The organism is Catellatospora sichuanensis (assembly GCF_007483665.1).
GTDB lineage: Bacteria > Actinomycetota > Actinomycetes > Mycobacteriales > Micromonosporaceae > Catellatospora > Catellatospora sichuanensis.
In genome coordinates this window covers 126,042-149,986 of sequence record NZ_VIQO01000014.1, presented here as the reverse complement: position 1 = coordinate 149,986, position 23,945 = coordinate 126,042, and the positions used below count along the sequence as shown (strand labels likewise).

Sequence of the window (23,945 nt, the reverse complement as noted above, 5' to 3'; positions counted from 1 at the left end):
GGAGCGGGGGAGACGGCTTTTCGGCCGCCTCCCCCGCCACGATCACGCCAGCGTCAGGCTGGCGCGCTTGCGGTCACGATCGATCTCGAGGATCCGTACCGTGACGCTCGAACCGACCTGCGGCCCGGTCTCGCCGTGCAGCAGGCCGTGGGCGTCCTCGGCGATGCTGACGAAGGCGCCGAAGGGCACGAGCTGGACGACCTGGCCCACCAGGACGTCACCGGCGTTGAGTTCTTCGAAGCGGGACATGCGATCACCTCCTTCCTCGGCAGGCTCCGCTTGTGCGGGCGACGACGAAGGAGGGCGGGCCACGGGCCCGCCGGGCGATCACGGCTCAGCCGGATGCCTCATCTGATCACGGCACTGGGCCGACCCGGCAGTCACAGCGGATGACGTTAGCGGCAGGTCCGTCCCGTGGCAACCGCTGTGCCCGGTTTCCGGCCGGGTGACACGGGCGTAAATAAACTTGCAGCCACTGCAAGTTTAAGGTTTGATCGGCGCGTGACTCCGGTTGACCAGGACGCACCGCTGGGTCGGCGCGATCTCCGCAAGCAGCAGACCCGCGCCGCGCTGACCGGCGCGGCGCTGCGGCTGTGCGCGTCGCGCGGCTTCGACCAGGTCACCGTGGACGACATCAGCGCCGAGGCGGGCGTGTCCTCGCGGACCTTCTTCAACTACTTCGCCTCCAAGGAGGACGCCGTGCTCGGCGACCACCTGGTGGAGGTCGATGCGATGCGGGCCCGGCTGGCGGTGCTGCTGCCCACGATGCCGGTGCTGGAGGCGGTGCGCCGCGCCGTGCTGCTGGTGGTCGCCGCCATGGAGGCCGACCGCGACCACTGGTTCCTGCGCATGGAGGTCATCCATCGCAGCCCGCAGTTGCTGCCGAGACTGGTGCTCAGCAACGCCGAGGCCGAACGCGGCACGACCGAGCAGATCGCCGCGCACCTCGACGCCGACCCGGCCGCACACGGCTACCCGGCGCTCGTGGTCGCCACGACCAGCGCGGCCTTCCGCTGCGCCGCGACCCGCTGGATGACCGCGCGCGGCGCGCTGTCGCTGGGCGCGCTCGTCGACGAGGCTTTCTCGGCCCTGGCCGCCGGGCTGCCCGATCCCGACTGACCCCTGATTTCGCCGCCGCGGCCCCGTGACGGCGCCCCATGCCCCGGGTGACCCTCACCCGGTGACGCACCACGTGAGGAAGAGAATGACCACGACCGAGATTCCGGCGCAGAACGCCGGGCCGGAGCCCGAGACGGTGCCGATGACGCGCCGTGAGGTGATGCAGGCGCTGTCCGGGCTGATGCTGGGCATGTTCGTGTCCATCCTGGCGGGGACGGTCGTGGCCAACGCGCTGCCGCGCATCATCGCCGCTCTCGACGGCAGCCAGTCCGTCTACACCTGGATCGTCACCACCGAGCTGCTGGCGATGACCGCCACCGTGCCGCTGTGGGGCAAGGCAGCCGACCTGTACAGCAAGAAGCTGCTCATCCAGCTGTCGCTCAGCCTGTTCGTGGTCGGCTCGCTCATCGCGGGTTTCACCCCGAACGTCGAGATCCTGCTCGTCAGCCGGGTCGTGCAGGGTGTCGGCGCGGGCGGCATGACCGCGCTGGCCATGATCGTGATGGCGGCGATGATCCCGCCCCGCGAGATGGGCCGCTATTCGGGCATCTTCGGCGCCGTGTTCGGCATCGGCACCATCGCCGGCCCGCTGATCGGCGGCGTGCTGGTGGACACCTCGTGGCTGGGCTGGCGCTGGACGTTCTTCATCGGAGTTCCCTTCACCCTGATCGCCATCTGGCTTCTGCAGCGCACCCTGCACCTGCCGGCGACCCCGCCCGGCAAGGTGAAGATCGACTACCTGGGCGCGTTCCTGATCACCGCGGGCGTCTCGACGCTGCTGATCTGGTCGACGCTGGCCGGCAGCAAGTTCGCGTGGGCCTCCAGCTGGACGGCGCTGCTGGTGACCGGCGGCCTGGTGCTGCTGGCGCTGGCCGTGTTCGTCGAGTCGCGGGCCAAGGAGCCGATCATCCCGCTCGGCATCTTCCGCAGCCGCACCGTGACCCTCACCACCATCGCCAGCGTGCTGGTCGGTCTGGCGCTGATGGGCGGTGCGGTGTTCCTGTCGCAGTACTTCCAGATCTCGCTGGGCAAGTCGCCGACGGTGGCCGGTCTGATGAGCCTGCCGATGATCTTCGGTCTGCTGTTCTCGTCCACGATCGCGGGCGGGCTCATCACCAAGTTCGGCAAGTGGAAGATCTACCTGGTCGTCGGTGCCGTGGTGATGACGGCGGGCATGCTGCTGCTGGGCACCATCGACCACACCACCAGCGTGCCGCTGGTATCGGTGTACATGGCCGTGCTCGGCATCGGCGTCGGCCTGCTCATGCAGAACCTGGTGCTGGCCGCGCAGAACGACGTGCCCGCGCACGACCTGGGTGTCACCACCTCGGTGCTGACCTTCTTCCGCAGCATGGGCAGCGCGGTCGGGGTCAGCGCGCTGGGCGCGGTGATGACGGCCCGGATCACCGACCTGCGCGAGGAGCGGTTCGGCCCGGCTCCCGCCGGCAGCAGCTCCAGCCAGGTGCCCGACCTGGCCTCGCTGCCGCCGGAGGTCAAGGCGATCGTGGCCGAGATCTACGGCCTGGCCACCGCGGACCTGTTCCTGGTCGGCGCGCCGATCGCGGCGCTGGCGTTCATCGTGGTGCTGTTCATCAAGGAGAAGCCGCTGAGCACGCTGAGCGGCGCGGACCGGCTCGCCATGGAGTCGGCGGCCGCCGAGGGCGCGGATCTCGGCGCCAAGGGCGCGGCCGAGCCGGTGGCGAAGTCGGACGACCGCCCGGACGGGCTTGTCCGGGTGGAGTGACATCTGCCGGTCGAGGGCGTCCGTGCCGCAGGCACGGGCGCCCTTTCCGCGTCCGGGACAATCCGCGAACCGGCTATGGCGGGCAGGAGCCCGGCGATATCGTCGCCAGTGGGACGCCTGACCCGTCACGCGTAGGATTGATCTTTCTGATCGGGGGCGAGACATGCAGCCGATGACGCCGATGTACCGCGACGAGGAAGACCTGCGCCATGACGTGCGGGCGGCCTGCGTACGAGCGTGCAACCTGTGCGCCGAGGCCTGCAACGCCTGTGCCGACGCCTGCCTGGGCGATCCGGCGGTCGCCGAACTGGTGACCTGCATCCGGACGAACCTCGATTGCGCCGACATGTGTGCCACCGCGGCCGAGATCCTCGACCGGTTCCGCGGAAACCACCCCGAGCTGGCGCGGGCCGTGATCGAGGCGTGCGCGACCGTCTGCGACGTGTGCGCGCAGGAGAGCCGCACCCAGGCCGACCGCTACCGGCACTGCGAGATCAGCGCTGACGCGTGCGAAACCGCCCGTGACGCCTGTCGGCAGATGCTGGCCGAGCCGGCACTCGCCTGAGGCGACCGTTCCCGCAGACGTGTGCTGCGTCGCAATACCGCCCTGGTTTGTCACATCGGGACCGGGTTGTCCCGTCGTTCCTGAGGCGGCGGCAGAAGGTTGCCGCGACAATGGAACACGGAAGGGCAAACCGATGAATCAGCGGATGAACCTGGGCGAAATCGCGCCCGAGGGCTACCGGGCGGTGCTGGGGCTGGAGAAGTACCTGCACAAGAGCCTCGACGGCCGGCTGCTGGAGCTGGTGAAGCTGCGCGCGTCGATGCTGAACGGCTGCGCGTACTGCGTCGATCTGCACGGCACGGACCTGCTCAAGAACGGCGACGACGTGCGACGGGTGCTGGGCGTGAGCACGTGGTGGGAGTTCCCGGGCTTCGACGCCCGCGAGCGCGCCGCGCTGGCGCTCACCGACGCGGTGACCAAGCTCGGCGACCGAGGCGTCTCCGACGAGGTGTGGGACACCGCCCGCGCGGCCTTCACGGACAAGGAGGTCGCCGACCTGATCCTGGCCATCGGCACCATCAACCTGTGGAATCGCATCGGCGTGACCACCCGGATGCACCCGGCGGTGTGATGACGGCACATACAGAACTGCGTCCGGCGGACGCGGCGATCTTCGAGCAGCACCGTCCGGTGCTGCTCGGCGTCGCCTACCGGATGCTCGGCAGCTGGTGGGACGCCGAGGACGTGCTGCAGGACGCCTGGCTGCGCTGGCACGGGGCGGACCGCGCGGCGATCGGGGAGCCGCGGCGCTGGCTGGTCACGGTGACCACCCGGCTCGCCCTCGACCAGCTGCGTTCCGCCCGCCACCGCCGGGAGACCTACCCGGGCACCTGGCTGCCCGAACCGCTTCCGGTCGGCGTGCAGGTCGGCGATCCGGCCGAGACCGCCCAGCAGCGCGACACGCTGTCGCTGGCGGCCCTGCGGCTGATGGAGCGGCTCACACCGCCGGAACGGGGTGTCTACCTGCTGCGGGAGACGTTCGAACTGCCGTACTCGGAGATCGCGGACACGCTCGGGTTGACCGAGACCAACGCCCGCCAGCTGCACCGGCGAGCCGCCGACCGGATCGGCGAGGACCGCGAGCGATTCGCCGTGGACGGTGCAGGGCACCGGGAACTCGTCGAGCGCTTCCTGGTGGCGGCGGCCACCGGGGAGCGGGCCGCCCTGCAGGCGATGCTGGCCGAGGAGGTCACGCTGTGGAGCGACGGCGGCGGCAAGGTCCGTGCCGCGGTCAACCCGGTCGTCGGCGCGTCCCGGGTGTCGCGGTTCCTGGCCGGGGTCAGCGCCCGGGCCACCGACGTCGAGTGGTGGTTCCTCCAGGTCAACGGCGGCCCGGCCGCGCTGGTGCGGCTGGGCGCGCGGTGGTCGCTGATGAGCTGGGAGACCGACCACGGGCGGCTCGTCGGCATCCAGCTGCTGAGCAATCCCGACAAGGTGCGCGCGTTGGGCCTGTTCGCCCACGACCCGAACGCCGCGGCCGCGGCCCGCACGGCCTGGGCGCAGCTCTGACCGTGTCGCGTGGTCAGCCGGCGGGCGCCTGTTCGGCCCGTGCGGGTTCGGCAGGCGTGCGGGCGGCCGGGACCTGCCGCGGCGGCAGACCGAAATGACGGCGTGCCAGCACCCAGACCGCGGGGATGACCGCGACCAGCGCGGCGGTGGTGTAACCGACGGCGACGGTGCTCGCGCCGAGCAGCTTCAGGCCGCTCGCGGTCAGCACGACGGTGAGCGCGACGCGGATCAGCCCGCCCGGTGCCCGCGAGGACACCGCCGCGCCCAGCAGCACTCCCGGCACCGCCCCGACGACCAGGGCGACGGTGAGTGCCAGCTGGAAGTCCCCGAACAGCAGGTGGGCCAGGGCGGCCGCGCCGACCAGCGGCACCGCCTGCACCAGGTCCGTGCCGACCAGCTGTTGCGGTCGCAGCGCCGGATAGAGCGCCATGAGCGCGATGACGATGTGCGAGCCCGAGCCGACCGAGGTCACGCCGACGACCAGCCCACCCACTGCTCCGACCAGCACGGTCGGAATTATGCGTACGCGAACGCGCGCAAGGGCGCCTTCGGCGACCTCCCGCAGCGACGGGTCGGCCGCGGCACGCGCCTGGTCGCGCAGGCCGAACCAGGCCTTGAGCACCAGGCCCGAGGCGGCCAGCAGCAGCGCCACGCCCAGCAGCGACTGGATGACCTGCGACATGCCCTCGCCGTCGACGGCCTTGGCGATGAACACCCCGGCGAACGCGGCTGGGATGCTGCCCGAGCACAGCCACAGCACCAGGCGCTTGTCCACGGTGCCGCGCCGCATGTGGACCGCTCCGCCGAACGGCTTCATGATCGCGCCGGCGACCAGGTCGCTGGATACCGCGCTCAGCGGGGCCACTCCGAACACGAGCACCAGCAGCGGCGTCATCAGTGCGCCGCCGCCCATGCCGGTGAGCCCGACGACGACACCCACGCCGAACCCGGCGATCGCCACCCAGAGATCCATGCGGTGACATTATCGGCGCACGTCGCCGACGCGTGACGGCGTCTCAGCAGTCGAAATGTCGCGACCTGCGGCGCGTCCGGTCGGCAGCCGGGCCCGGCCTCGGCGGACCCGACGCGCTAGCCTCGGCCGGTGCGTACGACCGCGCTCCACCGTGCACTGACCGAACCCGCCGAGCCACACCTGCGCGCGTTGCCCGAAGACGTCGCTGCGCTGCTGACCGGCCTCGACGCGCCACCACGGCTCGGCGCGCACCTGCGCGCGGTGCACGACTTCGCCGCGCGGCTGGTCGCAGGTGTCGTCGAGGCGTACCCCGGGCTGGCCGTCGCGGCCGACGAGGTGCTGTTCGGAGCGGCCACGCACGACATCGGCAAGGTCGCGCACCCGTCCGAACTGTCCGGACCCGGTTCGGCCCACGAGTCCGCGGGCTACGAGCTGCTGCTGGCGCATGGGGTCGGGCCCCGCCTGGCCCGGTTCGCCCGCGATCACGGGTCCGTGGCATACGGCCCACTCGGCACCGAGGACCTGCTGGTCGTCCTCGCTGACAAGGTGTGGAAGGGCAAGCGGGTGCCCGGCCTGGAGGACGAGGTCACCGTCCGGTTGTGCGCGGCGAGCGGCGAGCAGCCCTGGGAGGCGTTCCTGCGCCTGGACGACCTGCTGGAGCGGCTGGCCCGCGACGCCGACGCCCGGCTGGCGTTCCAGGCCCGTCACCCGGTATAGGGTCGAGAGTTGTTTGCTGGTTCGGCAACAGAGTTTGCCGACTCCGGGGCGCCGGGCGCAGGGTGGTCACGGAGGTGGTCGAGATGACCTTTGAGGCGTACGACGTGGTGGTGATCGGCGGCGGGGCCGCCGGGTTGAACGGGGCGCTGACCCTGGCGCGGGCGCGGCGCTCGGTGCTGGTGGTCGACGGCGGCGAGCCGCGCAACGCGCCGGCCGCGCACATGCACGCGTTTCTGTCCCGAGACGGCATGCCGCCGGGTGAGCTGCTGAAGATCGGTCGCGAGGAGGTGCGCGGCTACGGCGGCGAGATCGTGGCCGGCCAGGCGATCTCGGCGGTACGCGAGGACGGCGGCTTCGCCGTGACCTTGGACGACGGCCGGGTGGTCCGGGCCCGGCGGCTACTGGTGGCCACCGGTGTCGTCGACGAGCTGCCCCCGATCCCCGGCCTGCGCGAGCGGTGGGGCCGCGACGTGCTGCAGTGCCCGTACTGCCACGGCTGGGAGGTGCGCGACCAGGCCGTCGCCGTGCTGGCGACCGGCGCGCACGCGGCCCAGCAGGCGCTGCTCTACCGGCAGTGGACCGCGGACGTGACCCTGCTGCGCCACACCGGCCCCGAGCCGACCGGGACGGAGCTGGCGCAGCTGGCCGCCCGCGGGGTGCGGCTGGTGTCCGGTGAGATCGCCGGGCTGGAGGTGACCGGCGACCGGCTGACCGGAGCGCGGCTGGCCAACAGCACGGTCGTGCCGTGCGCGGCGCTGGTGGTGTCCGCGCGCATGGTGCCCCGGTCCGGGGTGCTGGAGTCGCTGGGTGTGGCCCTCACCGAACACCCGTTCGGCGCGTACGTCGCCGCGGATCCGACCGGCCTGACCGAAGCACCCGGAGTGTGGGTGGCGGGCAACATCACCGATCTGGCCGCGCAGGTCATCCACGCCGCCGCGGGCGGCTCCCGGGCGGCCGCGTTCATCAATTTCGACCTGGTCACCGAGGACACCGCGCGGGCGGTCGCGCAGGCCGTCCATGAGCAGGTCACCGAGTAGACGCCGGCGGCATCCACCTGTGGCCGATGCTGCGCCGGCACCGGGCGGAGCGGCACGCCCGGATGCGCGGCGCTGGGTGACGGGCGCTACGAGCAGCTGTGCGCCTCCCGGCGGCCGGCTCGGCCACCGGGAGGCGATCGCCGCCGTCAACGGCGAACTGGACCTCGACGCCGCCGTGGCACCGTCATGACCAGGACAGGAAGTCGCCGATCGCGGCGGTGAACGCGGCCGGGTAGTCGCGGCGTACGCAGTGGCCGGCGCCGGTGACGCGCAGCGCGGTGAACGGCCCGGCGGCGGTGTCGGCGCAGTCGTCGGCGTCCGCCTCCGCCAGCAGACCCCCACGGGCGACCTCGCCGTAGATCAGCAGGGTGGGACACGCGACCCCGGCCAGCGACTGCAGCAGCGACGGGCCCGGCTCGTACGGCAGGTCGTAACAGCGCGGGTCGAATTCGCCCTTGCTGACCGCCCACGGCCGGTACTCGGCGTCGGGCCAGCCGGGATTGTCGGCACGGCCCTTGGCGATCCGCGCGTCGAGGTCCATCGCCTGGAGCTCGGCCAACCAGGACGGCATGCCGTCGGAGGCGAGGGTGTGGTGCGGGCCGGGCGGGTCCTCCAGCACCAGTGCCCGGACCAGGTCGGGCCGGGCGGCGGCCAGCGCGGCCGCGGCCAGCGCGCCCATCGAATGCCCGATCACGACGACCGGCGGCAGCCCGAGCGCGTCGAGCACCAGCGCGGCGTCGGCGGCGTTGGCGGCGGTGCCGGTGGGCTCGTCGGGCAGGCCCGACGAGCCGTGTCCGCGGGCGTCCAGCGTGATCGCGCCGGTGTGTGCGGTGAGCGCGGGCAGCACCGGGTCCCAGCAGGCACCCGAGTCGGAGAAGCCGTGCAGGAGCAGCAGACCCGGCTCGCCGCCGTGGCGCTCCCAGGCGAGGTGAGCGGTACGCACCGGGAACCTCCCAAGAAGATGATCAGCCTGACCCTACACCGGGAGAAGCTCGGCTGCGCCGTAGCGCGCGGGCCGCCGGGCTGCGGGCTTGCCTGGCAGCCGGCCGCTGATCGGGCGGGAGCGGGAACGCGGGGTGCCGCCGGCGCCGTTCGCAGGATGACGTGCGGCGGAGTCCGGGACTCCGCCGCACGTGATCGGGTGGTACGCAGGTTTACGAGGCGGTGCAGGAGAACGTGGTCGGCAGCGAGGTGTTGCCGTTGGGACGGCTGGCCTGGAAGCCCCACGACGCGGTCTGGCCCGGCGCGAGCGTGCCGTTCCAGTTCTGGTTGGTCTCGGTCACGTTCTGCCCGCTGACCACGGCGGCCTGCGGCCAGGAGCCGGTGTGCGCGTGGCCCGACGGCAGGGTCGCCGTGGACGCCCAGCCGTTGATGGAGGTGGAGCCGGTGTTGGTGACCGTCACCTGCATGACGTAGCCGTTGTTCCACTGGCTCTGCACCGAGGCCGTCGTCGTGCAGCCGGAGCCGCCCCCGCCGCCACCGGTGGTGGTGACGTTGGTGATGCCGGAGTAGCCGGACGTGCCCGCGGAGTTGCTCGCGCGGACGCGGTACCGGTACGTGGTGTTGGCGGCCAGGCCCGAGTCGGTGAACGAGGTCGAGGACGACGTGCCGACCTGGCTGAAGCTGGTGCTGCCGGCGCCGGTGGCGCGTTCGATCAGGTAACTGCTGACCGTGCCGGACGACGCCGACCAGCTCAGCGACGCGCCGCTGGAGCTGACGTTCGACGCGTTCGGCGTGCCGGGCGTGCCTGGAACCTGCGTGCCGCCACCGGTGGTGGTGACGTTGGTGATGCCGGAGTAGCCGGACGTGCCCGCGGAGTTGCTCGCGCGGACGCGGTACCGGTACGTGGTGTTGGCGGCCAGGCCCGAGTCGGTGAACGAGGTCGAGGACGACGTGCCGACCTGGCTGAAGCTGGTGCTGCCGGCGCCGGTGGCGCGTTCGATCAGGTAACTGCTGACCGTGCCCGACGACGCCGACCAGCTCAGGGACGCGCTGCTGGAGCTGACGTTCGACGCGTTCGGCGTCCCAGGGGTGCCGGGCGGCTGGGTGCCGCCGCCGCCGTTGGTGACCGTCGCCGAGAACGAGTTGACGGTCAGGCCCACGCCGCCGATCCACGGCTCGAATCCGGCCTGGACGCTGGTCAGATACCAGCTGTTGGTGCCGTACTGCGAGCCGCGGGTGAACGTGTCGCGGACGAAGTCCATCACGTCGAAGCTCAGCGAGTTGATGACCGAGCCGGTGAACAGGTAGGACACCACGTTGTTGGCGCCGTTGCTGCCGGTCCAGACGGCCCAGCTGCGGCCGGCGATGTTCGCGGTGCCGGTCTGCGAACCGATGGGCTGGATGCTGCCCTGCCGGTTGAACCAGATCATGATCTCGGTGTCCTGGACACCGGAGACGTTGGTGTCCGCGTTCAGCCAGATGTCGTACGAGGCGTTGTAGGTGCCGCTGCCGGGGTACGAGTAGCTGATGCTGCTGTTGGCGGTGCCGATCGTGCTGAGCTGCTTGGGCAGCGGGGAACTCGGGCTGCAGTTGGAGTAGTGGCAGCCCAGGAAGATGGACGGGTAGGACACCGGCGCACCTGAGGTGCTGCCGACGCCGTCCTGCTGGGTGATGCTGAACCCGTTGCCGGTGGTGTTGATGCACTGGGTGGCGCTGGTGCCCCACCGGTTGTTCTGGATCACGTAGTTGCCGGCGACCACGGTGCCGTACTGCTCACAGATCGTCGCGGCCTGAGCGGGCTGTGCCGCGAGAAGGCTCACGGCGGTGGCGGCGACGGTCAGCGCGATGGCTGAGGCGATCGTCGCGAGTCGATGCTTTCTGCTCGTCGTGGCGTGCATGTCACTCCTTGGGCAGGGGAGGAGAGATCGGGTGGGTGCCAGGACTGGGAGCGCTTCCACCGGACACCATAGGCCATCGTCGAACTGCCTGTAAACAGCGGCATCGACGGTAATCAGTTTCATGGAAGTTACATGCACTGCACGGCCCCGTTACCTTTTGGACCCTTCCGCGCGCCGGCACGACCAGCGGCCGTGACCGCCTCGCCCCGGTGGCACGGCGGCCGCGCGGCGGGTGGGAGGATGCGGGTTCGAGTCTGGGGAGGAGCACGAGGTGGGAGATCTGCAGCGGCTGCGCGAGGTCGCGGCACAGGTGTACGGCTGGACGGCGCTGCGCCCGGCACAGGAGGAGGCGATGGTCCACGTGACCGCGGGCCGGGACACGATCGTGGTGTCGCCCACCGGTTCGGGCAAATCCGCCATCTACCAGGTCCCGGCGCTGGTCGTCGGCGGTCCGACGATCGTGGTGTCGCCGCTCATCGCGCTGCAGCGCGACCAGGTGAAGAACCTCGTCGACCGCGGTGCGCCGGACGCGCACGTGGTCAACTCCGCGCGCAGCGCCCGCGACAACGACGCCGCGTTCGAGGCACTGCGGGCCGGTGACGCCGAGTTCCTGTTCCTCGCGCCCGAGCAGCTGGCCAAGGACGAGGTCGTGGCCGAGCTGCTGGAGGCCAAGCCGTCGCTGTTCGTGGTGGACGAGGCGCACTGCGTCTCCTCGTGGGGACATGACTTCCGGCCCGACTACCTGCGCCTCGGCGAGGTCATCGAGCGGCTGGGCCACCCGACCGTGCTGGCGCTGACCGCCACCGCGTCGCCGCCGGTGCGCGCCGACATCGTCGAGCGGCTGCGCATGCGGGACGCGGTGCACCTGGTCAAGGGTTTCGACCGGCCCAACATCCGGCTGGAGGTGTCCCGCGAGATCACCGAGCGCGAGAAGCGCCGCGAGATCATCGAACGCATCATCGCGCTCGACCCGCCCGGCCTGCTCTACGTGCAGACGCGCGGCGAGACCGAGGAGTACGCCCAGGCGCTGCGCGAGGCGGGCGAGGAGGCGTACGCGTACCACGCGGGTCTGAGCTCTTCGGAGCGCTCGTCGGTGCACGACGCGTTCCTCGCCTCCGACCGGGTCGTGGTCGTCGCGACGTCCGCCTTCGGCATGGGCATCGACAAGCCGAACGTACGCTTCGTGGTGCACGCGGCGCCTGCCGAGTCCCTGGACTCCTACTACCAGCAGATCGGCCGGGCGGGCCGCGACGGCGACCAGGCCACCGCCGTGCTCTACTTCCGGCCCGAGGACCTGCGCCTGCCGCGCTTCTTCTCCTCCGGCACCGTCGACGAGGAGCTGCTCACCCGCGTCGGCGCGGGCGTCATCGCGGCCGACGGCCCGGTGCGCATCGACGACCTGGTGGAGGAGCTGGACGTGACCCGCTCGCGGGTCACCCGCTCGGTCAACCTGCTGCAGGAGGCCGGGGCCGTGCTCACCACCGGCAAGGGCGTGCGGTGGACCGGCGGCGAGCTGGCCGACGCCGTCGCGGCGGCCGCGGTCGAGGCCGCGCAGATGCGCACCATCGAGCTGACCCGGGTCGAGATGATGCGGGGATACGCCGAGACCGACGACTGCCGCCGCCAGTTCCTGCTCGGCTACTTCGGCGAGGACCTGGTCGACACCTGCGGCAGTTGCGACACCTGTACCGCGGGCACCGCCGACGCGCAGTCCGACGTGGACACCGGCTTCCCGGTGCAGTCTCGGGTGACGCATGCCGAGTGGGGTCCGGGTGTGGTCATGCGGGAGGAGAACGACCGGATCACGGTGCTGTTCGACGAGGTCGGCTACCGCACCCTGTCGCTGAAGGCGGTCCGCGCCCGCAACCTGCTCACTCCAGCCTGACCTGCGGTGGCGTTGCACCGGGGACCCGGCGACTTGTTCGCCGGGTCCCCGGTCCCGTCGTGGGCCGTTAGGCCTTCGAAACATTTACGAAAACTCGGGACCTCCGATCGGGGGCGGGGCTAGCGTCGGGCACCCGCACAGCTCCACCGACCATTTCGGAGTAGTGATGACCCGTTCCCTCTATGGGCGTGGGCGGTTCGCGGCTGCCCTCGCCGTGGCGGCCGCCGCCCTCACCATGCTCATCGCACCGCCGGCGCACGCCGCCGTCAGCGGCCGCAACCTGCCGGCCGACGGCAAGGTCCGGCTGTTCATGGGCCAGGACTCCAGCACCCTGGCCGACTACAAACGCGACGTGCTCGACCCGACCCCGTCCGCGCCCCGGCCCGGCGGCGTCACCCTGTACACCAACCTCGTGCTCGGCGGCACGCCCGGCCCGCTCGGCGGCTTCTACGGGCCGGTCGACTACGGCTCGGGTGTCTACGACTTCCCGGCCACGCTCAACCAGTACCCCGGCGCCGCGCTCGCCGTCGGGCTGTACCTGTCGGACGCCTCCGCGGGCTGCGGCAACCAGCCGCTGCGCGCGATCATGGGCCGCAACGACCCCGACGTCACCGCCGGCAGCCCCAACCTGATCACCTCGTACCGGGCCAAGGTCGACGAGATGGTGAACTGGCTCAAGAACACCGGCCGCGAGGTGTTCCTGCGCATCGGCTACGAGTACGACGGCCCGTGGAACTGCTACAACGCCGACTTCTACAAGGAGGCGTTCCGCTACATCAAGGGCCGCATCGACGCGCTCGGCGCGACGAAGGTCGCCACGGTGTGGCAGTCGGCCGCCTGGCCGATCGACGAGAGCCCGAACAACCCCGAGTACCACTACATCGTCACCGCCGCCAACCACTTCGACGCGTGGTACCCGGGCGACGCGTACGTCGACTGGGTCGGGCTGTCGGCGTTCTACGGGGCGACGTACCAGCAGGTGCAGTGGGCCTGCAAGGCGGCGTCGACCTCGCCGCGGGCGCTGCAGGACCGGGTGCTGGCCTTCGCCCGGGGGCACGGCAAGCCGGTCATGATCGCCGAGGCGTCGCCGCAGGGCTTCACCACCGGTGCCAAGACCCGCAGCTGCATCTTCGCCAAGAGCCCGCAGGCGACCACCGGCGACGCCATCTGGAACACCTGGTACGCCGACTTCTTCGGCTACATCGCCGCGAACACCGATGTCATCCGGGCCGTGGCATACATCAACACCAACTGGGACGCCCAGCCCAACTGGCAGTGCAACGGCGCTCCCGCGGGCCAGCCAGGTTGCGCGAACGGCTACTGGGGCGACTCGCGGATCCAGGCCGACGCGACGATCCGCAGCCGCTTCCTGGCCGAGATCGGCAACTCCCGCTGGGTCAACGGATCCGGGAGCACGACGCCGGAGCGTACGGTCCGGGGAGTCGGGTCCAACCGCTGCCTGGACGTGTCCGGGGGCCGTACCGCCGACGGCACCAAGGTGCAGTTGTGGGACTGCCTGAACAACCCGGCGCAGAAGTGGCGGTTGGAGTCCAACGGCTCGCTGGTCAACCCGAACTCCGGCAAGTGCCTGGACGTAGCCGGTGGTGCTGTCGCCGACGGCACGATCGTGCGGCTGTGGACGTGCCTGGGCAACGGCGCCCAGCGCTGGACGGTCAACGCCAACGGCACCATCGTGAACCCGCAGTCGGGCAAGTGCCTGGACGCCGACGGCTGGGGCACCGCCAACGGCACCCAGATGATCATCTGGACCTGCGGCAACCCGGTCCAGTCCAACCAGAACTGGGTCGTCTCCTGACGGACGTGTCGGGTGCCCGGCCGGGCGGCTGCTCGCCGCGCCGACCGGGCACCACCTGTCCGCCGTGACCACGTCGGCGTGCGCGGCGGCCTCGACCGTCTGGTCAGCGGGTTCCGCTGGCCCGCTTCACTTCTGGGCGCGTAGTTGCAGGCCGTGACCGCCGGGGCCGGTGAGCGTCAGCCGGTCGGCGGTGACCTGCCAGGTCACGTCGCCCTTCAGCGTCTCCAGCACGGACCGCTCCAGCCGGTTGACGTCGTCGGCGCAGGCCATCTTGGTGGTGAAGACGTCGGAGAAGGCGATGGTCTGCTCGGCGAGCACGGCCGTGCCACCCAGGCTGTTGCAGCCGGTGTGGCCCTGCACCTTGCCGTCGGCGAACTCGAGGTAGGCGGTCGCGCCGCCGGGGACGGAGCTGGCGCTCTGCCCGTCGAGCACGGTGTCGACCTGCCAGCGGGTGCCGGTCAGCGGTCGGTCCGGGTCTGCGGACTCCTGGTCCTGCAAGGTGACCTCCATGGTGTCGGTACGCAGGGTCAGCACGTCCCCGGCCAGCTCCCAGCGCGGTCCGGCCTGGAGGAAGCCGGAGACCAGCTCGTCCTGCTCGTGCAGTTTCGGGTCGCAGCCCATGTCGGTCATGCTCACGTCGCCGGTCATCCGCAGGCGGCCGCCGGAAAGATCGGCATCGCCGCCCATGCTGTTGCACCCGGCGGTGGCCCCGACGTGACCGTTCTGGTCCAGGGTGAGCCGGATCCGGGTGCCCTTGAACAGGTCGTAGGGTTTGCCGTCGCGGGTGACGGCGGTGGACAGGAAGGTCCGCCCGGCCAGGACGGCGCCGTCGTCGGGCGGGCCGTCCGCGCCGGTGTCGAGGGGCTGCGCGCACGCGGCGAGCAGCAGGACGGTCAGCAGCGGCACTACGCGCACGGTTCTCACGTTACCTTCGACCGCCGAGGCGCCCGCTGGGTTCCGCCCGGCGGCCAGGACGCCCGGACCGTTGTCGCGGCCGAGCGTCCTGGCAGGTCGCAGGTGGTGAGTGGTTTGGAAGGGCACCTTCATCTACGCATAGCGATGTGAAGGTGCCCTTCCTTTCCTAGGCGCGGCAGGGGGTGCCGGTGGGGTGGGTGGGGGTGCCGGTGATGCCGGCCTTGGTTTCGCCGATGATGAGGTCGGTGAGCAGGGTGTCGAGGATCAGGGCCTGCTGGGTGACGCCGGTCGCGGTGGTGGTGGTGCTGTTGAGCTTCAGGCTGCCGACCACCAGCGGGATGGTGAGGGGGCCGCTGCCGACCGTCACCGTCGCGCCGTTGACTTTCAGGCTGGAGATGGTGGACGAGCCCGCGAACTGCGGCACCAGCCCGCCCGGACCGGCGACGCAGGTCGCCGAGGCGGTCGAGTCGATGTATCCGATCTCGATGGTGACCAGGCCCGCGACGGTGATCTTCGTGGAGCCCGCGGCCGCGGTGGAGACGGCCTTGTCACCCACCGCCGGTGTGCTGCTCTGGCTGTTCGGGGTCAGGTCGGTGCTCGCGGACAGGCCCGTCGTCTGCACGGTGACGAGGCCGGCGTTGAGCGTGTTGTCGGGGCCGGTCGCGGTGCTGTCGACGCACGGCGAGTTGGCCGGGTTGGCCCGGGCCGAGCGCTGGCCGGCCAGGTTCAGGGCGGTCGCCGTGCAGGTGAAGACGCCGTCGCGGTCGTTGTCGACGATGGTCGCCTCGCCGGACGGGTCGGTCAGGGCCGCGCCGCTCGGCGAGCTGAGGCTCAGCTTGAAGGTCTCGTTGAGCTCATCGGCGGTGTCGTCGGTGATCGGCACGGTGACCGTTTTCAAGGTCTCGTTCGGGGAGAACGTGAGCAGGCCGCTCTTGGCGGTGAAGTCGGCCGCCCCGGCGGTGCCGGTCGCGGTCGCGTAGCTCACGCTCACCGGGAACGGGGCGGGCACCGACAGGGTGACGGTGAAGTCGGCGGTGCCGGCACCTTCGTTCACCTGCACGTCGTACGCGCTCAGGCCGGGCACGTGCACGGTCAGGGTCTGCACGTACCCGCGGCTGGTGCCGTCGACGAGGAAGTCGACCTCGCACTGGAGTGCTCCGCCCGCGGCCTCACCGTCCACCTCGACGGTCTCGCTGAACGCCGCGTCGTCACCGCTGGTCACGGTCCGCGACGCGGGGGACAGTGACAGCGACAGGGCGTCGTCGCAGTCCACGCTCGGGGTGACCGTCACCTCGATGGCCTGGATGCCCGCCAGGATCGCGTCGGCGACCTGGTTCGACGGCACATTGTCGAGGAACACTCCACCTGTCGCATCGGTGACGGCCTGGATCTGGCCGTTCTGGTTCAGGCCGCCCGCGCCGACGTTGACCGCGACCACACGGATGTCCGCCGCCTGGAGCGCGGCGATCACCTGGGCGCGGGTGTGGCCGTTGCTCGGCTCGTGCGAGGGCGCGTCGCCGAAGATGACGACGATGCGGGTGCCGTCGGGGCGGAACGTGACCGCGCCGGTGGCGAGCTGGTAGAGGGCGTTGAGGCCGTCCTCGGGGAAGTCGCCGCCGCCGCCCGCCGCCCACGCGTTCACACCCGCCTGCACCAGGGCCTGGTCGGCGGTGAGCGCCTGATCGACGGCGAACGGCACGGCGTCGCCGGCGTCGCGGTAGTTGGCCGCCGCGAACTGCGCGCTGGGCTGCGCGCCGCTGACGGCGGTCAGGATGTCGGAGGCGTTGGTCTTCACGTTGGCGATGGCCCCGCCCATGCTGCCGGTGGTGTCGGCGAGCAGCACGATATCGGGGTTCGGCGGCACCGCGGGGGTGTGCACGACCTTGGCGATCGTCGCGGAGCCGCCGGGCGGCAGGGTGCGGGTGACGGCGGACGGCTCGACGCCCGGAGCGGCGGCCGACGCCGGCGGTGTCGGCTGGGAGAGCAGAGCCGACGCCGCCAGGGCGGCCGCCGTCAGGACGCGTACGCCCCACCGGTGGGTAGCCTTCCGCCTGTGCAGGTGCAACATCTGGCACATCCTTTCGGGCAGCCTGCGGTGTCCGGCGGTTTGCCGGAGGCGGGCTGCTGGGTGTGCCTAGAGTCAAAGCGATGAATATCAACGTCATCAACGCTTGACTATCCGGTACGCGCCGACTAAGTGACTACACGTGTGAGCGTGACCGCGTTGTGTGACGGCCGTCGATCGCTCCGTTCGGCGTAACCCGATCGGACTACGCGGTGCTCGGCCGCGGTGTCGTGAAATGAATGACTGCCCGGTGCACGTGTGACGGCTATTCGATAGCGGGCAGTGCCGGTGGAGCGGGACTCGCCTTCCGTCAGCCGCGCAGGTAGGCGAGCACAGCCAGGACGCGGCGATGGTCGTCGGCGTCGGGCGGCAGGTCGAGCTTGGCGAGGATGCCCGCGATGTGCTTGGCCACCGCCGCCTCGGTCACGACCAGGCGGCGGGCGATCGCCGCATTGGAGCGGCCCTCCGCGACCAGGCCGAGCACCTCGCGCTCGCGCGGGGTGAGCCGGTGCAGCGGGTCGCGGCGGCGGTCCAGCAGCTGGCGGACCACCTCGGGGTCGATGACGGTGTGCCCGTCGGCGACCCGGACCAGGCCGTCCACGAACTCGGAGACCTCGCCGACCCGGTCCTTGAGCAGGTATCCCGTTCCCGCGAACCGCCCCGCGTCGATCAGCTCCGCGGCATAGGTCTGCTCGACGTACTGGCTGAGCACCAGGATCGGCAGGTCCGGCAGCTCGGCCCGCAACGCCAGGGCGGCCCGCAGGCCCTCGTCGCTGAAACCGGGCGGCATCCGCACGTCGGTGACGACGATGTCGGGCCGCAGCAGCGGCACCTGCTCGCGCAGCGCGGCGGCGTCGCCGACCGCGGCGGCCACCTCGTGCCCGAAGTGGCGCAGCAGGCTGGTCAGCCCTTCGCGCAGCAGTACCGAGTCCTCGGCCAGCACCACCCTCAGCGCTCGCACGGCAGCTCCACCCGCAGCAGGGTCGGCCCACCGGGCGGGCTGGCCAGCAGCAGCCGCCCGCCGACCGCCGCGGCCCGGTCGGCCAGACCGGTCAGCCCGGTGCCGCGGGCCGGGTCGGCACCGCCCGCGCCGTCGTCGTGGACCTCCAGCACCAGCCGCCGGTCCTGCGTCCACGCCGCGACCCGGCCGCCGGCCGCGCTGCTGTGCCGGGCCAGGTTGGCCAGCGCCTCGTTGACCGCGAAGTACGCGGTGACCTCGACCGGCGCGGGCAGCCGCCCGTCCAGGCGCAGGTCGAGCTCGACGGGCACGGGGGAGCGCCCGGCGATGTCGCGGATCGCGGCGGCCAGCCCGCGGTCGCTGAGCACCTGCGGGTGCACGCCGCGGATCAGCTCGCGCAGCTCGGCCAGCGCCGCCGCGGTCTGCCGCTTGGCGTCGTCGAGCAGCGGCGCGACCGCGTGGTCGTCGGCGATTTGCAGCCGGGCCAGGCCGAGTGTGACGCTCAGCGCGACGAGCCGCTGCTGCGCGCCGTCGTGCAGGTCCCGCTCGATGCGGCGGCGTTCGGAGTCGAAGCCCGCCGCCAGCCGCTCCCGTGAGCGCATGACTTCGACCAGGTCGGTATCGCTCGGAGCCAGCACCGCGCGGGCGATCGCGGCCCGTGCCCCGGCCCAGGCGGTGATCGGGTACGCCGCGAGCGGCAACATGATGAATCCGGCCGCGCACAGCAGTGTGGTGAACCACGGTGCGGCGGGCAGTTCGGCGCCGGGGCCGGTGGGCTGCAGCGGCGCCGACATCAGCATCAGCGGCGGGAGCAGCGACAGCAGCACCACGGCCAGGTCGAGCCACCAGGCCACGCACGCGCTGAGCACGGCGTACCCGATCTCACGCCAGGTGCCGGGCTCGCGCAGGCGCAGCGGCGCGCGCGGCGGCAGCGGGCGGGTGTCGACCAGCCGCAACCGCCGCCGGTCGAACCCGGCGATCAGCGGCCCGGCGGCCACCACGATCAGCAGCGCGGCCACCAGCAGGCCGATGAGCGCGGTGCGCTCCGGGCGCAGCAGCTCGATGCCGACCAGCAGCGCCAGCGGCAGCGCCGCCGGGACCAGTCCCGCGGCCAGATAGGCCAGCGACCGCCACGGCCAGCCCGAACGCACCAGCCGCCAGGGCGGCACGGCGGCGGCGGACAGGGCGGTGCGAGCGGTCACCGCACGACCCTAACCTGCACCGATGGCCGGCACAGTAGTGCTGGAGCTAGTACGGATCCTCGTCACCGCACCCGTGCGTCGCGCCCCGCGCTCGGGTGGGGTGGTCCCATGACATCAACGGCGACGGTCCGCCTGCACGCGGTCCGCAAGACGTACGGGACCGGCGTGAACACGGTCACCGCCCTCGACGGGGTGAGCGCCGAGTTCACCGCGGGAACCTTCACCGCGGTGATGGGTGCGTCCGGCTCGGGCAAGTCCACCCTGCTGCAGTGCGCGGCCGGGCTCGACACCGTCGACAGCGGGCAGATCACCATCGACGGCACCGACCTGGCCGGGCTGTCCGAGCACGCCCGTACGCTGCTGCGCCGGGACCGGATCGGGTTCGTGTTCCAGGCGTACAACCTGGTCGGGGCGCTGACCGCGGCGCAGAACACGGCGCTGCCGTTGCGTTTGGCCCGGCGCGCGCCCAAGCCCGCGGCGGTCGAGCAGGCGCTGGCCGAGGTCGGGCTGGCCGAGCGGGCCGGGCACTATCCGGCGCAGCTGTCCGGCGGCGAGCAGCAGCGGGTCGCCATCGCCCGTGCCCTGATCACCCGGCCCGCGGTGCTGTTCGCCGACGAACCCACCGGGGCGCTGGACAGCACGTCGTCGGCCGTGGTGCTGGCCGCGCTGCGGCGGCTCGTGGACGGGCACGGGCAGACCGTGGTCATGGTGAGCCACGACCCGGTGGCGGCCGCGACGGCCGACCGGGTGCTGGTGCTGGCGGACGGGCGGCTGGTCGACGAGATCACCGGCGCGGACCCGGCGCGGATCGCGGCGCGGCTGGCCGCCGGGGCGGTGGCCGCATGATCGCGCTCGCCTCGCTGCGCGAGCGCCGGCGCAGCCTGCTCGGCACGCTGGTGACCCTCGCCGTCGCGGTGGCCGTGCTCACGGTGTGCGGCCTGCTGCTCGCCTCGGCGCGCCCGGTGACACCCGACCGGTTCGCGGCGAGCCCTGTGCTGATCCGTCCGGTTCCGCCTAAAACACCGGAGGCGTTCACCGAACCCCGGCCGTGGCCGAAGGAGCAGGCGCAAGCGCTGGCAGTACGGCTGTCGGCGGTGCCCGGGGTGTCGGAAGCGGTGCTCGTGCAGCGCTTCTACGTCCAGCTGGTACGCGACGGCAGGCCCGTCGCGGGGGAGCGCGACGCCTACAACTGGTCCGCGGCGGCGCTCGGCGGCCACCGGCTCGCCACGGGCCGAGCCCCGGCCGGGTCCGACGAGGTCGTGCTCGGTGCGGCCCTCGACGTTCCGGTGGGGGCGCGGGTCGACCTGCTGACGGCGGCTGGTCCGGAGCATTTCACGGTGACCGGGACCGTCGACGGCGCCGGGATGTGGGTGACCGACGAGGTGGCGGGTGCCCGCGGTGGCGGCGTGCCCGTGATCGGCCTGCTGACCGCCGCGGACGCCGACGTCGCCGGGGTGGCCGCGGCGTCGGCCGCCGCCGTCGGTACCGACGGCGTGGCGCTGGCCGGGGACGCGCGCGGGGCGCTGGAACCGGTCGGCGACGCCCGCACCCGCTGGATCGGCATGCAGGTGCTGTCCGCCCTGTCCGCGCTGGGCGTGTTCGTGTCGGTTTTCATTGTCGCGTCGACCTTCGCCTTCGCGACCCGGCAGCGGGAGCGGGAGCTCGGCCTGCTGCGCCTGCTCGGGGCGGTGCCGAGGCAGGTGCGGCGCTGGGTCCTCGGCGAGGTGCTGCTGCTGGGGCTGCTCGGAGGCGCGGTCGGGGTCCCGGCGGGACTGCTGGCCGCCGGACCCATGGCGCGTTGGCTGGTACGCACCGGGTTCGAGCCCGCATCGTTCACCGTGCTGTACCAGCCGGTGGTCCCGGTTGCCGCGATGGCCGCCGGGGTGCTGGTCGCGCTGGTGGGAGCCTGGGCGGCGGCCCGGCGCGCGGCCCGGGTGGGCCCGCTGGCGGCACTGCGTACGGCGGCCCTCGACGACCGGCCGGTGACCCTGGCCCGGATGATCGCCGGCGGGGTGGCGCTGGCCGCCGCGGTCGCCGCGGGTGTCGCCGCGACCCGGGCGTCCGGCGCCGACCTGGGCACCTACGCGCTGTACGCCGCGATGGCGCTGGTCACCGCCGGCAGCCTGCTGGCCCCGGTGCTGCTGCCGCCGGCGGTGCGCCTGCTGACCGCGCCGTTCGCGGGCGGCCGGGGCGCGACCGTGCTGCTGGTGCGCCAGCACGTCGGCACCGCGGCCCGGCGTTCCGCTTCGGCTGCCGCGCCCGTGCTGCTCTGCGTGGCGTTCACGGTCCTCATCGGCGGGATGGTGCAGACCACCACCGCCTACTACGGGCTGAACCGGGTCACCGCCGCGAACGCCACCGCCGTGGTCGTACCCGACGGCACGCCGGGCCTGTCCGACCCCGCGGTCACCGCCGCGGGCGGCCTGTCCACACTGCCCACCACCCTGTACGACGGCACCGAGCCGCTGCCCGCCGCCGGTATCACCCCCGCGGAGCACACCGTGCTGACCGTCGGCGACGGCAGCCTGACCGCCCTGCACCGGTCTCCGGCGGAGAAGCCCGCGGTGGTCCCCGTGGCCGTGGCAGAGGGATTCGCCGTCTCGGCGGGGTGGGCCATGGGCAGCACGCATCCGGTGTTCGGCCCGGACGGAAACCTGATCATGCTGGAAGTGGTCGCGGTGCTCACCGCTGGGCCGCTGCCGGCCGGGATCCTGCTCGACCGAGCGGTGGTGCGGGCGATGGACCCGTCGGCGCTGACCACCGTCGTCTACTCCGGACAGCCCGGTCCGGCGACCGCCCTGGCGGGCCTGGGTGCGCGCTCGCTGAGCGCCGCCGCCTACGCGGCCGGCGGCCAGGAGGAGGACGACCGGCTGGTATGGGTGTTCACCGCGGTGCTGATCGGGGTGTCGGCCGGGTTCGGGCTGCTGGCTGTGGTGAACACGATGCTCATGTCGACCACGGGCCGGGCCGCGGACCTGCGGGTGCTGAAACTGTCCGGGGCGACCCGCGGACAGGTGCTGGGCGTGCTGGCCGCGGAGACCGCGGTGGTGGTGGCCACCGGGGCGGCGCTGGGGCTGGCCGTGGCCGTCGCCGCGCTGGCGGCGCTCGCCCGCGGGTTGAGCGTGCAACTCGGCGTCGCGGTGCCCATGGTGATCCCCTGGGGCACGCTGGCCGCGACCGTCGGCGTCTGCCTCGTGCTGGCCGTGGCCGCGGCGATACTGCCCGCGCTCGGCTCCGGCCGGGCGACCCGACCGCATTCGAGTGTTTGAGCAGGCAGCGGCATGGGGACGTCAGTTATTGCACGGGGGCGAACAACTGCTACGTCGTCCAGCCGTGCACGTGACGGGACGGCGAGGTGCGCGGATGACCCAGGTGACGTACGACCCGTGGCATGCGGCCTTGCTGGACCTGCTGCATCTGACCCAGCAGGCGCAGGACGACCAGGTCGCCGAGTGTGTCAGCGCGGCGCTGCGCCCGCTGGGCATGGAGACCACCTGCTATCTGGTCGACGAGGAGCAGCGTCACCTGCACCCGCTGGCCGAGCACGGCAAGCAGTCGGCGGCCCGGCTCGGCGTGGAGGGCACCGTCGCCGGACGTGCCTTCACCACCGTGGACACCCAGCGGGTCGGCGGCGGACTCGGGAGCCGGCTGTGGGTTCCGCTGGTGGACGGCACCGAACGCCTCGGTGTGGTGGAGATCGTGCTGCGCCGCGACGACTGCGACATAGAGGCGTTGCAGGACTGGTGCGAGAGCTACGTCGGCCTGGTCGGGCACCTGCTGGCGGTGAAGATGCCGTACGGCGACTCGCTGCAGCAGGTCCGGCGGACCCGGCCCATGACAGTGGCGGGCGAGCTGCTGCTGTCGACGCTGCCGCCGCTGACGTTCACCTCCGACCGGCTGGTGCTCAGCGCGCTGCTGGAACCGCACTACGACATCGGGGGCGACGCGTTCGACTACGCCCTCGACGGCGAGACGGCGTGGTTCTGCGTGCTCGACGGGATGGGCCGGGGCCTGCACGCGGCGGTCATGACGGTGACCGCGCTGGCCGCCATCCGCGCCGCCCGGCGCGACGACCGCGGCCTGTACGCGATCGCGCAGGCCACCGAGGATGCGCTGCGCGACCAGTTCGAGGACACCGCCTACGTCACCGGGCTGCTGTGCGAGCTGCACACCGGCACCGGACGGCTGCGCTACATCAGCGCCGGGCACCCGGCCCCATTGCTGCTGCGACGCGGCCGGGCGGTCCGGGAGCTGACCGGCGGCCGGCGGCTGCCGCTGGGGCTGGACGACAGCACGATCGAGGTCGCCGAGGAGATGCTGGAACCGGGGGACCGGCTGCTGCTGTACACCGACGGCGTCATCGAGGCGGGCGACCGGTGGGGGGAGATGTTCGGCGTGGAGCGGCTCGTCGACCTCACCGAGCAGGCGGCGCAGGCGAAGCTGCCGGCTCCGGAGACGCTGCGCGGCCTGGCGCACCGGGTCGCCTCGTTCCGGGACGGGCCGCCCCGCGACGACGCGATGCTGATGCTGGTCGAATGGTCGGCGGAGGCGGCCCGCCGGGTGCTGCCCTGATCAGTCAGTGCGGCGAGGTCCAGCCCGC

20 protein-coding genes are annotated in these 23,945 nt (G+C 72.2%); 12 read left to right on the top strand and 8 right to left on the bottom strand.

What is annotated here, in order from left to right:
• Positions 1-42: 42 nt before the first annotated feature.
• Positions 43-249 carry a S1 RNA-binding domain-containing protein gene (locus FLL47_RS27370; RefSeq protein WP_144123691.1) on the bottom strand — a complete coding sequence of 69 codons (207 nt, stop codon included), beginning with the start codon at positions 247-249 and terminating at the stop codon, positions 43-45.
• A 252-nt stretch (positions 250-501) separates the two neighbouring features.
• On the opposite strand from FLL47_RS27370, the gene FLL47_RS27365 reads away from it, so the two are divergent.
• The 5 genes from FLL47_RS27365 (at position 502) to sigJ (ending at position 4,937) form a co-directional block, all read left to right on the top strand.
• Positions 502-1,119: an acyl-CoA-like ligand-binding transcription factor gene (locus FLL47_RS27365; RefSeq protein WP_144123689.1), complete on the top strand. Its 618-nt coding sequence runs from the start codon at positions 502-504 to the stop codon at positions 1,117-1,119.
• Between the two features lie 85 nt (positions 1,120-1,204).
• The gene (locus tag FLL47_RS27360; protein ID WP_144123687.1) at positions 1,205-2,863 is read left to right on the top strand and encodes an MDR family MFS transporter; all 1,659 of its coding nucleotides are present in this window, start codon (positions 1,205-1,207) and stop codon (positions 2,861-2,863) included.
• A 163-nt stretch (positions 2,864-3,026) separates the two neighbouring features.
• Positions 3,027-3,428: a four-helix bundle copper-binding protein gene (locus tag FLL47_RS27355; RefSeq protein WP_222106215.1), complete on the top strand. Its 402-nt coding sequence runs from the start codon at positions 3,027-3,029 to the stop codon at positions 3,426-3,428.
• Between the two features lie 145 nt (positions 3,429-3,573).
• On the top strand, positions 3,574-3,999 hold the full coding sequence (locus tag FLL47_RS27350) for a carboxymuconolactone decarboxylase family protein (RefSeq protein ID WP_144123685.1): 426 nt from the start codon (positions 3,574-3,576) through the stop codon (positions 3,997-3,999).
• On the top strand, positions 3,999-4,937 hold the full coding sequence (gene sigJ / locus FLL47_RS27345; RefSeq protein WP_144123683.1) for an RNA polymerase sigma factor SigJ: 939 nt from the start codon (positions 3,999-4,001) through the stop codon (positions 4,935-4,937). The genes FLL47_RS27350 and sigJ overlap by 1 nt, the downstream gene beginning before the upstream one ends.
• Before the next feature lie 13 nt (positions 4,938-4,950).
• Here sigJ and FLL47_RS27340 read toward each other — a convergent pair whose 3' ends face one another.
• Complete coding sequence (locus tag FLL47_RS27340; RefSeq protein WP_144123681.1) at positions 4,951-5,910, bottom strand: sulfite exporter TauE/SafE family protein; 960 nt, start codon at positions 5,908-5,910, stop codon at positions 4,951-4,953.
• Positions 5,911-6,039: 129 nt separating this feature from the next.
• On the opposite strand from FLL47_RS27340, the gene FLL47_RS27335 reads away from it, so the two are divergent.
• Together FLL47_RS27335 and FLL47_RS27330 are read left to right on the top strand one after the other, a co-directional pair.
• Positions 6,040-6,627, top strand: a complete 588-nt coding sequence (locus FLL47_RS27335) for an HD domain-containing protein (RefSeq protein ID WP_144123679.1) — start codon at positions 6,040-6,042, stop codon at positions 6,625-6,627.
• A 74-nt stretch (positions 6,628-6,701) separates the two neighbouring features.
• Complete coding sequence (locus tag FLL47_RS27330) at positions 6,702-7,664, top strand: NAD(P)/FAD-dependent oxidoreductase (protein ID WP_425457772.1); 963 nt, start codon at positions 6,702-6,704, stop codon at positions 7,662-7,664.
• A gap of 184 nt (positions 7,665-7,848) precedes the next feature.
• On the opposite strand, the gene FLL47_RS27325 is transcribed toward FLL47_RS27330, so the two are convergent.
• Together FLL47_RS27325 and FLL47_RS27320 are read right to left on the bottom strand one after the other, a co-directional pair.
• Positions 7,849-8,607, bottom strand: coding sequence for an alpha/beta fold hydrolase (locus FLL47_RS27325; RefSeq protein ID WP_144123675.1), 759 nt, complete (start codon positions 8,605-8,607; stop codon positions 7,849-7,851).
• A gap of 211 nt (positions 8,608-8,818) precedes the next feature.
• Positions 8,819-10,504, bottom strand: a complete 1,686-nt coding sequence (locus FLL47_RS27320; protein WP_144123673.1) for a GH12 family glycosyl hydrolase domain-containing protein — start codon at positions 10,502-10,504, stop codon at positions 8,819-8,821.
• Between the two features lie 271 nt (positions 10,505-10,775).
• Here FLL47_RS27320 and FLL47_RS27315 point away from each other — a divergent pair, with 271 nt between their 5' ends.
• Both FLL47_RS27315 and FLL47_RS27310 read left to right on the top strand, forming a co-directional pair.
• Positions 10,776-12,389 carry a RecQ family ATP-dependent DNA helicase gene (locus FLL47_RS27315; RefSeq protein ID WP_222106214.1) on the top strand — a complete coding sequence of 538 codons (1,614 nt, stop codon included), beginning with the start codon at positions 10,776-10,778 and terminating at the stop codon, positions 12,387-12,389.
• A gap of 166 nt (positions 12,390-12,555) precedes the next feature.
• Positions 12,556-14,205: an RICIN domain-containing protein gene (locus tag FLL47_RS27310; RefSeq protein WP_144123671.1), complete on the top strand. Its 1,650-nt coding sequence runs from the start codon at positions 12,556-12,558 to the stop codon at positions 14,203-14,205.
• 126 nt (positions 14,206-14,331) lie between these two features.
• Here FLL47_RS27310 and FLL47_RS27305 read toward each other — a convergent pair whose 3' ends face one another.
• The 4 genes from FLL47_RS27305 to FLL47_RS27290 all read right to left on the bottom strand — a co-directional run bounded on the left by FLL47_RS27305 (position 14,332) and on the right by FLL47_RS27290 (position 19,345).
• Positions 14,332-15,120: an META domain-containing protein gene (locus FLL47_RS27305; RefSeq protein ID WP_186315936.1), complete on the bottom strand. Its 789-nt coding sequence runs from the start codon at positions 15,118-15,120 to the stop codon at positions 14,332-14,334.
• Positions 15,121-15,286: 166 nt separating this feature from the next.
• Positions 15,287-17,188: a Calx-beta domain-containing protein gene (locus tag FLL47_RS27300; protein ID WP_144123667.1), complete on the bottom strand. Its 1,902-nt coding sequence runs from the start codon at positions 17,186-17,188 to the stop codon at positions 15,287-15,289.
• 307 nt (positions 17,189-17,495) lie between these two features.
• On the bottom strand, positions 17,496-18,146 hold the full coding sequence (locus tag FLL47_RS27295; protein ID WP_144123665.1) for a response regulator: 651 nt from the start codon (positions 18,144-18,146) through the stop codon (positions 17,496-17,498).
• A complete protein-coding gene (locus FLL47_RS27290; protein WP_144123663.1) occupies positions 18,134-19,345 on the bottom strand; it encodes a sensor histidine kinase in 1,212 nt (403 codons plus the stop codon). Before FLL47_RS27290 ends, FLL47_RS27295 begins: the two co-directional genes overlap by 13 nt.
• Positions 19,346-19,453: 108 nt before the next feature.
• Here FLL47_RS27290 and FLL47_RS27285 point away from each other — a divergent pair, with 108 nt between their 5' ends.
• The 3 genes from FLL47_RS27285 to FLL47_RS27275 all read left to right on the top strand — a co-directional run bounded on the left by FLL47_RS27285 (position 19,454) and on the right by FLL47_RS27275 (position 23,917).
• On the top strand, positions 19,454-20,191 hold the full coding sequence (locus FLL47_RS27285) for an ABC transporter ATP-binding protein (protein WP_144123661.1): 738 nt from the start codon (positions 19,454-19,456) through the stop codon (positions 20,189-20,191).
• Positions 20,188-22,614, top strand: a complete 2,427-nt coding sequence (locus FLL47_RS27280) for an FtsX-like permease family protein (protein ID WP_144123659.1) — start codon at positions 20,188-20,190, stop codon at positions 22,612-22,614. The genes FLL47_RS27285 and FLL47_RS27280 overlap by 4 nt, the downstream gene beginning before the upstream one ends.
• Before the next feature lie 94 nt (positions 22,615-22,708).
• Positions 22,709-23,917 carry a PP2C family protein-serine/threonine phosphatase gene (locus FLL47_RS27275; protein WP_144123657.1) on the top strand — a complete coding sequence of 403 codons (1,209 nt, stop codon included), beginning with the start codon at positions 22,709-22,711 and terminating at the stop codon, positions 23,915-23,917.
• Positions 23,918-23,945 lie beyond the last annotated feature (28 nt).

Excerpts from the sequence above, each read along its gene's own strand:
- FLL47_RS27370 (WP_144123691.1), bottom strand. The coding sequence starts at position 249 with ATGTCCCGCTTCGAAGAACTCAACGCCGGTGACGTCCTGGTGGGCCAG.
- sigJ (WP_144123683.1), top strand. The coding sequence starts at position 3,999 with ATGACGGCACATACAGAACTGCGTCCGGCGGACGCGGCGATCTTCGAG.
- FLL47_RS27320 (WP_144123673.1), bottom strand. The coding sequence starts at position 10,504 with ATGCACGCCACGACGAGCAGAAAGCATCGACTCGCGACGATCGCCTCA.
- FLL47_RS27355 (WP_222106215.1), top strand. The coding sequence starts at position 3,027 with ATGCAGCCGATGACGCCGATGTACCGCGACGAGGAAGACCTGCGCCAT.
- FLL47_RS27310 (WP_144123671.1), top strand. The coding sequence starts at position 12,556 with ATGACCCGTTCCCTCTATGGGCGTGGGCGGTTCGCGGCTGCCCTCGCC.
- FLL47_RS27275 (WP_144123657.1), top strand. The coding sequence starts at position 22,709 with ATGACCCAGGTGACGTACGACCCGTGGCATGCGGCCTTGCTGGACCTG.
- FLL47_RS27280 (WP_144123659.1), top strand. The coding sequence starts at position 20,188 with ATGATCGCGCTCGCCTCGCTGCGCGAGCGCCGGCGCAGCCTGCTCGGC.
- FLL47_RS27300 (WP_144123667.1), bottom strand. The coding sequence starts at position 17,188 with ATGTTGCACCTGCACAGGCGGAAGGCTACCCACCGGTGGGGCGTACGC.
- FLL47_RS27340 (WP_144123681.1), bottom strand. The coding sequence starts at position 5,910 with ATGGATCTCTGGGTGGCGATCGCCGGGTTCGGCGTGGGTGTCGTCGTC.
- FLL47_RS27350 (WP_144123685.1), top strand. The coding sequence starts at position 3,574 with ATGAACCTGGGCGAAATCGCGCCCGAGGGCTACCGGGCGGTGCTGGGG.
- FLL47_RS27285 (WP_144123661.1), top strand. The coding sequence starts at position 19,454 with ATGACATCAACGGCGACGGTCCGCCTGCACGCGGTCCGCAAGACGTAC.
- FLL47_RS27360 (WP_144123687.1), top strand. The coding sequence starts at position 1,205 with ATGACCACGACCGAGATTCCGGCGCAGAACGCCGGGCCGGAGCCCGAG.